Source organism: Mesorhizobium sp. B4-1-1, from assembly GCF_006439375.1.
In the GTDB taxonomy this organism is placed as follows: domain Bacteria; phylum Pseudomonadota; class Alphaproteobacteria; order Rhizobiales; family Rhizobiaceae; genus Mesorhizobium.
In genome coordinates, this window is sequence record NZ_VFTH01000007.1 from 33,310 (window position 1) to 45,805 (window position 12,496).

General features: G+C 63.9%; 12 protein-coding genes and 1 tRNA gene. 5 read left to right on the top strand and 8 right to left on the bottom strand.

Going from position 1 to position 12,496, the window contains the following annotated elements:
* The first annotated feature begins 21 nt into the window (after positions 1–21).
* Together FJW10_RS12035 and FJW10_RS12040 are read left to right on the top strand one after the other, a co-directional pair.
* Positions 22–98: transfer RNA gene (locus FJW10_RS12035), tRNA-Pro, on the top strand.
* A gap of 316 nt (positions 99–414) precedes the next feature.
* Positions 415–1,482: an acyltransferase gene (locus tag FJW10_RS12040; RefSeq protein ID WP_140900263.1), complete on the top strand. Its 1,068-nt coding sequence runs from the start codon at positions 415–417 to the stop codon at positions 1,480–1,482.
* A gap of 1 nt (position 1,483) precedes the next feature.
* Here FJW10_RS12040 and FJW10_RS12045 read toward each other — a convergent pair whose 3' ends face one another.
* Complete coding sequence (locus FJW10_RS12045; RefSeq protein WP_140900264.1) at positions 1,484–2,497, bottom strand: sugar-binding transcriptional regulator; 1,014 nt, start codon at positions 2,495–2,497, stop codon at positions 1,484–1,486.
* Positions 2,498–2,649: 152 nt separating this feature from the next.
* Here FJW10_RS12045 and FJW10_RS12050 point away from each other — a divergent pair, with 152 nt between their 5' ends.
* The gene (locus FJW10_RS12050) at positions 2,650–3,432 is read left to right on the top strand and encodes a hypothetical protein (protein WP_140900265.1); all 783 of its coding nucleotides are present in this window, start codon (positions 2,650–2,652) and stop codon (positions 3,430–3,432) included.
* Between the two features lie 17 nt (positions 3,433–3,449).
* Here the strand turns inward: FJW10_RS12050 and ptsP are convergent, their stop codons facing one another.
* The 5 genes from ptsP to FJW10_RS12075 are packed head-to-tail and all read right to left on the bottom strand — an operon-like array spanning position 3,450 to position 8,168.
* Positions 3,450–5,435 carry a phosphoenolpyruvate--protein phosphotransferase gene (gene ptsP, locus FJW10_RS12055; RefSeq protein WP_140900266.1) on the bottom strand — a complete coding sequence of 662 codons (1,986 nt, stop codon included), beginning with the start codon at positions 5,433–5,435 and terminating at the stop codon, positions 3,450–3,452.
* A 47-nt stretch (positions 5,436–5,482) separates the two neighbouring features.
* Complete coding sequence (locus FJW10_RS12060; protein WP_140900267.1) at positions 5,483–5,863, bottom strand: PTS glucitol/sorbitol transporter subunit IIA; 381 nt, start codon at positions 5,861–5,863, stop codon at positions 5,483–5,485.
* Between the two features lie 26 nt (positions 5,864–5,889).
* Positions 5,890–6,894: a PTS glucitol/sorbitol transporter subunit IIB gene (locus FJW10_RS12065; RefSeq protein ID WP_140641477.1), complete on the bottom strand. Its 1,005-nt coding sequence runs from the start codon at positions 6,892–6,894 to the stop codon at positions 5,890–5,892.
* 15 nt (positions 6,895–6,909) lie between these two features.
* On the bottom strand, positions 6,910–7,677 hold the full coding sequence (locus tag FJW10_RS12070) for a PTS glucitol/sorbitol transporter subunit IIC (protein ID WP_140900268.1): 768 nt from the start codon (positions 7,675–7,677) through the stop codon (positions 6,910–6,912).
* A 53-nt stretch (positions 7,678–7,730) separates the two neighbouring features.
* On the bottom strand, positions 7,731–8,168 hold the full coding sequence (locus FJW10_RS12075) for a transcriptional regulator GutM (RefSeq protein ID WP_140641475.1): 438 nt from the start codon (positions 8,166–8,168) through the stop codon (positions 7,731–7,733).
* 190 nt (positions 8,169–8,358) lie between these two features.
* Between FJW10_RS12075 and FJW10_RS12080 the strand changes: the two genes are divergently transcribed.
* Together FJW10_RS12080 and FJW10_RS12085 are read left to right on the top strand one after the other, a co-directional pair.
* Positions 8,359–9,000, top strand: a complete 642-nt coding sequence (locus FJW10_RS12080) for a hypothetical protein (RefSeq protein ID WP_140658570.1) — start codon at positions 8,359–8,361, stop codon at positions 8,998–9,000.
* An 89-nt stretch (positions 9,001–9,089) separates the two neighbouring features.
* The gene (locus tag FJW10_RS12085; RefSeq protein WP_140835544.1) at positions 9,090–9,764 is read left to right on the top strand and encodes an HAD family phosphatase; all 675 of its coding nucleotides are present in this window, start codon (positions 9,090–9,092) and stop codon (positions 9,762–9,764) included.
* Between the two features lie 84 nt (positions 9,765–9,848).
* On the opposite strand, the gene FJW10_RS12090 is transcribed toward FJW10_RS12085, so the two are convergent.
* Both FJW10_RS12090 and FJW10_RS12095 read right to left on the bottom strand, forming a co-directional pair.
* The gene (locus FJW10_RS12090) at positions 9,849–11,006 is read right to left on the bottom strand and encodes a DUF930 domain-containing protein (RefSeq protein ID WP_140900269.1); all 1,158 of its coding nucleotides are present in this window, start codon (positions 11,004–11,006) and stop codon (positions 9,849–9,851) included.
* Positions 11,007–11,143: 137 nt separating this feature from the next.
* Positions 11,144–12,493 carry a pyruvate dehydrogenase complex dihydrolipoamide acetyltransferase gene (locus FJW10_RS12095; protein ID WP_140900270.1) on the bottom strand — a complete coding sequence of 450 codons (1,350 nt, stop codon included), beginning with the start codon at positions 12,491–12,493 and terminating at the stop codon, positions 11,144–11,146.
* Positions 12,494–12,496: the final 3 nt, after the last annotated feature.

Sequence of the window (12,496 nt, forward strand, 5' to 3'; positions counted from 1 at the left end):
ACGATACATCGCCTCCCGGTCCGGAGTGTAGCGCAGCCCGGTAGCGCACTTGACTGGGGGTCAAGGGGTCGTCGGTTCGAATCCGGCCACTCCGACCATTTGAAACAAAGGACTTCCCCCAAGTTCTTAGGCTGAAGCCCAAGCCTTCCGCTCTTCACGCAACCGCTTACTGACAAGAGCAGCCCCCGCTTGATTTAGAGCAGTTCCTGCGACTTCGGCGGAAGCCGGGCGTATCCATCACGCGACCGTGGCTTTGGTTGCCGGTCCTGCTCGGACGAGCGCGCCGAGCGCGCCGAGCGCTGCCACCGGCATAGAGTGTTAACAGGTTTGTTAATGCGGCTCGGCGTATAGAATCTTCCGGGCAGCATCGAGAGTTCCGAGCACCGCTTCACGCTCACAGCCGCGGCATTCTGCATGAAACCGAAGCCTTCTTCAGCCGGATCGAACCTGGCGCAGCTGACCAGCTTGCGGTTTTTCGCCGCTCTCTATGTGCTTGCCTATCATTCGGCAAACATCGACGGAGCGCCACACCTCGTCGCTAGTTTCGTGCAGAATGGCTATCTCGGCGTCTCGTTCTTCTTTCTGCTTTCCGGGTTCATCCTCACCCATTCCTACGTCGACAAGATGTCCGATTGGGACGACGTCCGACGATTTGCCGTAGCGAGATTTGCCAGAATTTATCCGGTTTATGTCCTTGCTCTTGTCGTGGCTTTGCCGCTGTCAAGCCTGCCTTTCGATCTCCCGCTTGCGTCACTGGCGACACTTGGTCTTATTCAAGCCTGGGGCGCACCGACGTCAATGCTCGGATTCTTCTGGAATTCTCCGAGTTGGACGCTTTCGATCGAGTTCTTTTTCTATCTCATGTTCCCGTTGCTGCTTCCCGTCCTTTCGAGGCTTACAACTGGAGCCCTGTGGATCAGCCTGGCAATCGCAGTGCTGATTTTCATGGTTATGTGTCTGCCGAGTCTCGGACCGACCGGCTACCTTGCGTTCGACTGGATGGGGCTGGTGCCTCTCCCGCTGCTGAGGCTGCCCGAATTCATGACCGGCATCGTCTGCGCCCTGCTATTCGGCGCCGGTGCTTTCCATCGCTTCCGCAGCGACCTGGCCGCCTTTGTGGCCATGGCGTTCACGGTAACCACGCTTGTCTCGACATACACGGTGACAGGAGGGTTCGCGGTGATCGGCTTTGTTGCCCTGATTGCGACATGCGCCGTGAATGACGGCAAGACCCGACTCGCACTGTCGTACAAGCCGCTCGTGCTGCTGGGCAATGCAAGCTATGCCCTCTACATCCTGCAAATTCCGGTTCGGAAGTGGATTCCGGTGATATTCACCGGAGAATGGGATTGGGTCGGAAGTCTTTTGTATCAGCCTTTGCTGATCATCATCTCGGTCGTCGTCTTCATTCTGGTGGAGGAACCTGCCCGCAAGCTCCTACGCTCCTCAATTCCGCAGCGGGCGGGCCCTTCCGTCGCATGATTCAAACCCCATGCGCCGCGAGCATGCGGCGCGCGCTTTCCTCGTCGGTGATCAGGATGGTCGGCGCAATCAGGTTCATGGCGCCGAGCAACGCATCGGTCTTCTCCTCGCCGCCAGAGGTGAGGATGCGGATCGGCGCCTTGCGCAGGCGGTCGACATCCACCGACATCACATGGCTGTTGACGGGATGGTCGACCAAATCGCCGTTGCGGTCGTAGAAATGGAACAGAAGGTCGCCGACGGCGCCGCGCGCCAGCAGGGCCTCGCGGTCCGCTTCCTTGAGAAAGCCGCCGCGCGAGAAGGTGGTGGCCGAAGCGATGCCGCCGACGCTCAGCAGAACGGCATCGAGCGCATCGGCCATCTCAAAGATCTCCTGCAGGCCGCAACGCTCGACCAGCGCGATCTTGGTCTCGACGCTGTCGACGACGGCCGGCGTCGGCATCAGATAGCCGTCGCCCTGGAAGATCTGTGCAAAGCGCCAGGCGAACTCGGCCGGGTTGACCCGGCGCGCGACGCCGACGCCGCCAAGCAGCGAAATCACGCTGAAATCGGTCAGCGATTTGGCGCTGATGAAGGGCAAGGTATGGAATAGCGTCACGCCCCAGCCGACACCGACCCGCATGCCGGATTTCATCGCGTCCGACAGGAACATGCCGGTCTTGGCGGCGATTGCTGGGATTGGATCGGCGTTGGGATCTGTGAGCGGCGCGACCAGCGCTTGCTGCAGCCCAAAGGTCTTCTCCAGCGCCCGCTCCAGCCGCACGATCTCCAAAAGCTCGCTCTCGATGGTGATCTTCACCTCGTTGCGCGCCCTCGCCTCCGCCAGCATGCGCACGATGGTGACGCGGCCGACGCCGAGCACGTCGGCAATTTCGTTTTGCGTCATCTGCTCGACGAAATACATCCAGGCAGCGCGGATCCTGAGGCGGTCGGTCCGGCTTTCGCTAACGACCTGCTCGGATGCCTCAGCCGCCGCCCTGCCGTTTTCGGATTCGCCCTGCCGCCGCCTGCCCAATTTCCCCTCCAACCCCGGCGATGATGCTGCCTCGCCGATTCTGCATGCTGGTTAAATATCGCCTATTGATCTACCAATCGAGACGAACAATCTAGAGAGGGCGACTGGCGCCCCAAGCCGTGACCGGCTTCAGCGTTTCGAGGCAATTGGCGATGCTGCGACAAATTTCCGAAGACGTCCGCGCCAACCTGAAGGACCGGCTTCGGGAACTGCGCGACGCGATCCGCCAGAACCGCCACGACAGCGCCGGCGAAGCGTCGCACGATATCGCCGGCAATTTGCCGCCCTTCCCGGGCCGCAGCCTGCTTGGCCATGCCGCGAGCGCCGTCGACGAGGCGCTGACGATCGCCGAATCCTTCGTTCCGCACTCCCGGCCGCTCAAGGTCGACGGCACAACCGTCAAAAGCCTGCGGAGCTATTTCCCGGAAGGCAATGAAGACCGGCAGATCGGCGGCGAGCGCCAGTTCAGGCGTGACATGTATTATCTGACCCGCGCGGTTCTCGCCGGCTACGGCATCGACAATCCGCGCGTTCACGAGGCGAGCTTTTCCGCCGTGCACGCAGCGATGCGCAAGCGCCACGCCGATCTTCTGGCTGCCGCGACGGGCGACGCGGCATCCACGGATGAGGTCGCGGCGGCCTGCGCGGCTCTCCTCGTCGAATGCCTCAACCACCGGCCTGTTCAGCCTGGGGAGGTCGGGACCGGCCCGGCGATCGCCGGCGACCGGTCTCTCGACATCAGATGCCTTGCGCCGGTGGTGCTTGCCTGCGGACTGGCGACCAAGGCCGACGGCACGCCCGAGCCCGACATTCTCGAGATCGCGGTGCTGGCGGCCGAAGTGCGGGAGGATCGCATCCGGCAGGCCTGCGCCCAGGCCAATGCCGTCCAGGAACTGACACCGGTTCTCGCCATGCTGCTCGCGCATCTGACGTAACCGCCGCGAGGGATCCGCTACCGCCCGGCCGCCATGGCCGCGATCGTCTTCTTGGCGCGCTGGATCGAGGCCGGGCTCATGCTGAGTTCGGTCAGGCCCATCCCGATGAAGGTCGGGATCAGGTCCGGACGACCGGCGGCCTCGCCGCACATGCCCACCATGATGCCGGCGGCGACACCCGCCCTGGCCGTCAGCTCGATCGCCGACATCACCGCCGGATTGGTGACGTCGTTGAGCTTGGCGACCGTCGGATTGAGGCGGTCGGCGGCCATGATGTATTGGGTGAGGTCGTTGGTGCCGATCGAGAAGAACGCCACTTCCCTTGCCAGCGCCGGCGCGATCAGCACGGCGGCGGGCGTCTCGATCATCACGCCGAGGTCGAAGCTTGCATGCGCCACGCCCTCGGCCTTCAATTCCGCCGCGCATTCCTCGACCAGCGCGCGGGTGCGCGTCACCTCGGCAATCTCCGAAACCATCGGCAGCATCACCTTGATGTTGCCGTGGACGGCGGCACGCAGCAGCGCCCTCAGCTGGCGCTTGAAGATGTCGGGCCGGTCCAGGCACATGCGAATGCCGCGCCAGCCGAGGAAGGGATTTTCCTCGTCGGGAAATTCGATGCCGGCGATCGGCTTGTCGCCGCCGATGTCGAGCGTGCGCACGATGACCGAGTGCGGCGCAAAGGCCTTGGCCAGCGCGCTGTAGGTCTCGGCCTGCATGTCCTCCGACGGCAGATGCATGTGGCGCATGAAGAGCAGCTCGGTGCGGAACAGCCCGACGCCCATGGCGCCGGCTTCCTGCGCCGCCTCGATCTCCTCCAGCGAGCCGATATTGGCCGCGACCTCGATCACGGTGCCGTCGGCGCGCTTCGGGGTCACGCCCTTGAACACCTTGAGGCCCGCGCGCTCCTGCGCCGCCGCCTCGATGCGCCTGTTGAAATCAGTACGCGTGGCCTCGTCGGGGTCGACGAGAACGTGCCCCGCATTGCCGTCGATGGCGACCTCCTTGGCCGCACGCAACTCGTTGATCTTATCCCCCAGACCCAACACGGCCGGAATGCCGTGCGAGCGGGCGATGATGGCGATGTGCGAGGTGGCTCCGCCATGGCCGCAGATCACGCCGCCGATGCGCTTCAGCGGCGCGCGCGCCAGATCCCAGGCGCCGATGTCGTCGGCAATGAGGATCGCGCCCTGCGGTATCGTCTCCAGGCTGACTTCGTCCTGGCCGAGCAGAACCAGGCATATCTGCCGGCCAACGGCATGGACGTCGTCGGCCCGGGCGTTGAGATAATGGTCGTCGACCGCGCTGAAATCGGCGGCGATGGTGGCCGCGGCCGCAATGACCGCCGAGACCGCGTCGTCACCGCCACGGATCAGCCTTTCGACCTCGCCGGTCAGGCTGTCGTCGGCGGCGATGTCGCGCAGCGCCGCGACGATGCCACGGTCGCCGGCGGAGAGGTTGTTCTCGGCGAGCGTGCGGTCCATGCGCGCCTGGACGCTGGCGACAGCGCCGCGGAAGCGCTCGAGCTCACTGTCGATCTCATCGGCCTGCAGGCGCCGGCCAGGCCCTTCGATCTCGGGCGGGAAATGGGCAAAGGCCGGCCCGATGGCCACGCCCTCGCTGGCGGCGACACCCTGGAGTTTCGGTGCTCCATCCGGCGACGCGGCGGTCTGCGGCGTAGCCTGCGGGACGGACACGACGGCTGTGGCTTCGGAGCCTCCCTCGGCAGCCTCGCCCTCGTCGTCGAGGCCGGCGCGCGGGTTCTCCAGATAGCCTATCAGCGCCTCGATAGCCTCGATCGCGTCGGCGCCGTTGGCGCGCACGGTGACTTCCTGGTTTTCCTTGACCGCCAGCAGCATCAGCTTGACCGAGCTCTTGGCGCTGACCGCCTTGCCATCCTTGACCAGCTCGACGTCGGATTCGAAACCCTTGGCGAGTTTCACGAACCGCGTGGCGGGACGGGCGTGCAAACCTTCGTGCACTCTGACGATGGTCGAGCGTTCCATGGCAATACTCTAAGTTTGGGCGCCGTCGACAGACAGCGCGGATATTATCAGGCGGCGATGGTGATGACAGCGCCCGGTGTCAGGGCGGCCACGAGCGCTCCGGTGTCGACCTCGGATGCGCAGACTTCGCCAGGCCTTTCGGTCTCGGTCGCTCCGTTGAAGGAGATGACGACGTGGCCCATCTCGCGAACCTTGCTCCACGCGGTGGAGCCGACCGCCGTTATCGTCGCCGAGACCGATCCGAGCGTGATCGAGGCGCCTGTCGCCGGCGCATCGTCGCTCGGACCTTCCTCCGTCTTGTGCAGCACGGAGACCTCGGCCAGTTCGGGAGGCGAGCCATCCGCGAACAGGATGACCACGCCGCCCTCGGCGAGGTCCGCCACTTCGGGTCCAATTGCCGTGACCCGTGTCTTGAGAAGAACCGACATATGGCGAACCTCGTTTTACTAGTGTTTTAGAACACGATCAGGGACACGACCCATGCGATCAGCACGGAGACCGGGCCCATGATCTGACGGCTGATGAGCACCGCCGGCACGCCGATTTCGATCGTCTTCGGCTTGGCCTCACCGAGCGCCAGACCGACAGGTACGAAGTCGCAGCCCACCTGGGTGTTGTAGGCAAACAGCGCCGGCAGCGCCATCGCGGGCGAGATGGTGCCGTTGGCGATCTGCGGCCCGATGATGGCGACGCCGATGACCTGCGCGATGACCGCGCCCGGTCCCAGGATGGGCGACAGGAACGGCAGGCCGCAGATGGCCGAGATGACCAGCAGGCCGACGATGTTGTTGGCCAGCGGACCCATCGGCTGCGCCAGCACGTCACCGATGCCGGTATAGAGGATCAGGCCGATCAGCATGGTCACGAAGGCCATGAAGGGCAGCACGTTGCGGATAACCTGATCGATGGTGCGGCGGCCGGAATTGAAGAAGATGCCGACGACGCGGCCCATGACGCGGCCGATCGAGCTGATCAGGCCGATAAGCCCGCCCTCGCTCGGCAGCGGCTCGGCCGCCCTGGATGCAGTGTTGTTGCTTGAACTCATCGATGCTGCTCCCCCCGCAGTGGTGACCGCTTCGGATCCGTCCGCCATTGTGACATTGGCCGGCTTCACGCCCGAAACGTAGATGTCTTCCGTGATGAACTGGGCGAGCGGACCCGCCTGGCCGACCGGCGTCAGATTGACGGTCGGGATACGCTTGCGCGGATAGACGCCGCAGCGCGCGGTGCCGCCGCAGTCGACGACGACGACCGCCATCTCGCTTTCGATCGGCGGCGCCTTGAAGCCGTCGACCGCCTCGGCGCCGGTCATATCGGCGATAAGCTGCGCCACCGGATGAATGCCGCCACCGGTTACCGACACGACCTTGCTGCGCTGTTCGGTCGGCTCGATGACCAGCGGACCGCCCCAGCCGGTGGACCCCTTCGAGATCTTTACTGCCTTGTATGTCTTGGCCATGGTGTCCTCCCGCCCTTAGAGCTCGACGCCCTGGCGGCGTGCCATGATGGCCGTGATGCGCTCGGTCAGCATGCCCTTGAGCAGGATGACGACGAGGCCGACGAGGGCGTACCAGATGGCCACCTTGACATGGTAGCCATTGGCGATGACGCCTCGCTTCTCGAGGTCGAGCAGCGCGACCAGCATGCCGCCCCAGACGAAATATTCGCCGGGGTTGATATGCGGGAACAGGCCGAGCGGCGGATGCACGTAGGATACGGCCGCGTCGTAGAAGGCGGGCTTGTGCTTTTCTTCCAGGAAAGAACCGAAGGTGTAAGCCATCGGGTTGGTGAGGAAGAACACCGACAGGACCGGCAGCACCGTATAACGGGTCAGCGCGATGCGGCCGGCGCCGCGCGCCAGGCCGTGAACGCGCTCTTCGCCGACCAGTTCGGTGACGGCGTAGAAGGCGGTCATCAGCACCACCAGCGTCGGGATGATGCCGGTGACGAAGCCGGCGAACACTTCGCCGCCCTTCTGGAAGATGCCGATGAAATACTTGCCGATCGCGGTCAGCCAGCCGAGCTGCTCTTCCTGCTGCACGTTCTTCAGCTGTTCCTTCAGCTGATCGGCGGTGACCGGCGCGTTGTCGGTCGTCGCCTGCGCCAGGACAACAAGGTGATCGGTGGCATGCTCGGCGCCGAGCTTGCCGTGCCAGGCAGCGTCCGAGACCATGGTGCCTGCGACATGCAGGTTATGCACCGCCAGGTCGGCATGCTGCGCCAATAACGAAATTACAGACATTTCTCCTCCTTATGACCCCTGCCGGTCATTCCCAGCCGGCTGCCGGCGTCCGTTTATGCCCTTGCTACGTTCAAGCCGGACAGGCCCGGCTTCTTCCCCGGCTCCGACCGCGCGCGGTCGATCTGCTCGATCGCCCGTTTCACGGCCTCGGCCACACCGGGTTCCCCCTCCCCCATGATCGCAGGGTTGGACCGGAGTCGATCGAGGGGGACACCCTCGAATTCTTCATGTCGCTTGAACTTGGTCAGCACCGAGCGGCCGCTCATGACCATCATGCGGCGCACGATCAGATCCGGCGTCACGACGATCAGCGCGATGGTGCCCTTGGCAAGCCGGCCGCGGAAATTGCCGGCGCCGACGAAGCCGTCCTTGAACTCTCCGGTGACGCCTTTGAAGACGTCCGAATAATGCCGCATCTGCAGCCAGACGCCCAGCGATTGCAGCGCCCAGACAACAAACAGCAGAAGCAGCGCCCACTGCCAGATCGCCATTCGGTACTCCTCCCGACTCTCGTTCCTCCGACGCATATTGGACGGAGGTGAGATGACCCGAAAGTGAGAACATTTGTTTCCTCGAATGTCAACATGTATTATATTAGCCGTCATAACGCTCCACAGGCGGCTGACCGATTTCGGCATCGGCAACGCCTGTGCTAGCCTGCCGTCAAACGGGAAATGAGACATGGACCTGCCTTTCAGGCACGAACTCGCGCTTATGCCGGACCTTCGCCACCGGCTGCGGCAGCTGCGCTGGTTCCGCGCCACCTTCCGCAGCAGCGCGAAGGTGGTGTCCGAAACGTTCGGCGTGCGCTTCGAGATCGACGAGGCCAAGTTGACGCGCGCTTTCCTCGACTGGATCGAAGTCATGGAAGCGCAGAAGCGATTCGCTGCCGTCGACCGCGCGGACTTTATCGTCTTCGCCGCCGGGCTTGTGCTGCGCGAACTGATCCGGCAGGCGCCGGCGCGGGAGATTTCCGGCCTCACCGACATGATCGAGACCGAGGCCAATGCCGGCACGGCGGAAATCGTGCGCTTCTGGCCGGAAGGCTTCCTTTATACCAACTATTGCGTATCGGCGATCCTGGCCGTGCACGAGCAGGAGTTCGGCACGGCGCCCAGCATCGACAAATGCGCCGACGACCTGCGAACCTGGTGGTCCTACCGCGAGAACGCAACGGAAATGCCCGCTTATGCCGTGGCCTTTCTCGACCGCTTCCTCGGCGCCGAGCCCAACTGGATCACGCCCGACCGCGCGCAGTCGCGCCAGGCCATGCAGCGCGCGCTTGGATCCACGCCGGTCAGCGAGGCGCTGCGCCAGCTTTGAAGCGTTGGGGACGTAGCCGCCCGACTATTGAACATCTGACTTTTTATCGATAGCGATGTGCGCATTGGCACAGGAGCCGGGAGAAGCGCGTGGCGCAACCTAGACTGATGATTTTCGATTGCGACGGCGTTCTCGTCGACAGCGAGCCGCTGGCCGCCAAAGCCTATGAGCGCGTCTACGAGAAACACGGCATGCCCGGCGTCCATGGCGGCATCATCGCCCAATGCATCGGCATGAAGCAGTCCGACATCATCGTCAAAATCAGGGAACTGACCGGCCATCAGTTTCCGGCCGCCGCCGACGGCGATATCTGGGCCGAGACCAAGCTGCTCTTTTCCGAGGAACTGAAGCCGACGCCGGGCATCGCGCCATTCCTGAGCGCGCTTGCCGGCGACCGCTGCGTCGCCTCGTCATCCTCGGTCGAACGCATCAACCACAGCCTGTCGGTGACCGGGCTGTCACGCTTCTTCGGCGAAGCGATCTTTTCCTCCTCGATGGTGAAGAACGGCAAGCCGGCGCCCGATATCTTCCTCTACGCCGCCGAGAAAATGGGGGCGAAGCCAGCCGACTGCATCGTGGTCGAGGATTCGCCGCTCGGCGTCCAGGGCGCGGTCGCGGCCGGCATGATCGCGATCGGCTATACCGGCGGCGGGCACACTTATCCCGAGCACGGTGCGCGGCTGAAGGCTGCCGGCGCCGATTTCATCTGCGCCGACTGGCACGAAGTCGGCCGGCAATTGGCGGGGCTTGGTGTTCCGGCCTGATGCAACTCTTTGTTGGAGCATGACCTTCTCCGAAAACCGGTTCCCACTTTTTGCATTCGCTGACCTTCGGTTCGGGATCATGCTCTAGCGGAGACTGGGGAAACGACGCCGGGTCCACTCGCCGGGCGGGACCAGTCCCCCCACACGGAAGTTGAAGGACAGGACCCTCGTTGCATCGGCGTCGACCTCGCAGCGGAAGCTCAGATCGTACCATTGCGTTGTCGTGCTGAAGGCAGCCTGCGTAGGGTTAAGAACATTGCCCTGCTTCAGGGGAATAGTCGGCAGCCATTTGGGCGAGTAATCGGCACTTTGCAATTCCTGGTTCAGAACGTTGGCGCAAAGATTGGCAACGCGCTGATCGCGCGGCACGCTCTCCATCGAGCTTGTGGCCAGCGCGTTGCCGGTCGCACCCGGAGAGTAAAGCTTTCTGACGCCCGGCAGACCGGAATAGATCGGCGATCCCGCAACCTCGGCGTCGGCGGGGTTTGACTTTCCTGGGTTACCGCTTGGCGATCTCAAGGCTCTTGCCGATTTGAACTTCATCGCCTTGGAAGGTTTAGGCTTTGCTTTTTCGGTTGACGATGGAGGTGCGGGCTTGTCGCCGGCTTCGGCCGTCAACGGCTTTGGCGCTTCCGCCGCTTGGTTCTCGGCGGGTTGCGACGCCTTGTCCGGCTGCTGCTTGTCAGTGTCCTCGGTCGCCTGCTTCTCCTCGCTTTGCGCGGGTTTTTCGTCCGGCGGGGCGGTTGCCGGCTTCTCTCGGACCTTGCTGGCCTGCTGCTCCGGCGTTGCAGCGGCTGGCTGGTCGGGCGCCTGCTTCGGTGCGACCGGCGGCTTCGCTGGTTCATTTTGGGCTGGCGACGGCGCGTTGGCTGGAGCGCTGCCTCCGTTCAGAGATTTCTCCGGGCCGGTATCCTTCTCGCCATACTGGAAAACGCGCTTCAGAACCGGAATGTCCTGCGGTTTCGGTGGCTGCGGAGGCGGCGGCTTTTGCGCGGCCTGCTCAGGCGGCTTTTCAGCCTTCTTTTCAGGCGTCGGCTCCGGCGGCTTTGGAGCGGGCTTCGGCTTGGGCTGATCGGGCGGCGGCACGATCGCGACATTGACCGGCTGTTCCTGCTGATCCGGCTGTTGGTCGGGTCTCGGCAGGCCAAAAAGCAGGAACGCTGCGATCAGGGCATGCAGGAATAGCGATGCGGCCAAGGCCCACCGCCAATTCCGAAACCATTCCCGCATCTTGCCGTTCATAGCGCCCGATGTGGAACGAAATAGCGGCGGCTTCAAGCGCTAGGCCGGGTTTCCTACGAGCTGCCGGCCTGACAAGTCGGTGATCGGAGGGTCCGCGGCGTTAAGAGCAAGCCGGATCAAGGGCCTGCAGGGTTGGCTTACACCAGCATGCCCATCGGGTTTTCGATCAAGCGCTTGAAGGCGCCGAGCAGTTCCGCTCCAAGCGCGCCGTCGACCGCACGATGATCGGTCGACAGCGTCACCGACATCACTGTGGCTATTCTGATCTCGCCCTTCTTCACCACCGCCCGCTCCTCGCCAGCGCCGACCGCCAAAATCGTCGCATGCGGCGGATTGATGACCGCGGCAAAGTCCTTGATGCCGAACATGCCCAGATTGGAAACAGCGGTCGTGCCGCCCTGATACTCTTCCGGCTTCAGCTTGCGGCTCCTGGCGCGGCTCGCCAGGTCCTTCATCTCGTTGGAGATCACCGACAGCGTCTTTTCATCCGCATGCCGGATGATCGGCGTGATCAGGCCGCCGGGGATCGACACCGCGACGCCGACATCGGCGTGCTTGTGCTTGACCATGGCGCTCTCGGTCCACGACGCATTGGCGTCCGGCACCGCCATCAGCGCCATCGCCATCGCCTTGATGACCATGTCGTTGACGGAGAGCTTGTAGGCCGGCGCCTCGCCCTTGTCGGTCTTCCTCATCGGCGCTGCCGCATTCAACTGCGTGCGCAGCGCCAGGAGCGCGTCGAGCTCGCAGTCGAGCGTCAGGTAGAAATGCGGGATGGTGGACTTCGCCTCGACCAGGCGGCGCGCAATCGTCTTGCGCATGTTGTCATGCGGCACGAGCTCGTAGGAGCCTTCGGCGAACAGCTTCAGCACCTGGTCGTCCGGCATCGGCCTGGGTGCTGGGGACGGAGCGGATGGAAGTTCCGCCGGAATCTCGGCGGCCGTCTGAGCAGGGGTGGCCGCGCCTTTGCCGGCAACCGCGGCCTCAACGTCGGCGCGCACAACACGGCCGCGCGGACCGCTGCCTGCTATAGCCGAGAGGTCCAGATTTGCCTCACGGGCCAAGCGTCGAGCCAAAGGCGTGGCTCGGGCGGGCCCTTGCGATTGGCTGATCTCCCCCCTGGTGGGGGAGATGGCCGGCAGGCCAGACGGGGGCGCGACAGAGTGAGAGGTTGGCGGGACAGCGCCCCCCTCTGTCGGCTTCGCCGACATCTCCCCCACGAGGGGGGAGATTGGCGCGTAGACTTCGTCATCAGCATAAATCCACGCCACCGGCTCGCCAACGGGAATGTCGACGCGCTCCTTGCCGGTGACGTCGCGCAGCGTACCGCTGGCCGGCGCATCGATCTCCATCGCCGCCTTGTCGGTCTCGATCTCGAAGAGCACGTCGCCCTTCTTGACCTTTGCGCCCTCCTCGGCGAACCAGCGCGAGATCTGTCCGGTCGCCATGTCCATGTCGACCTTGGGAAGAATGACTTCGGTCGGCATCGC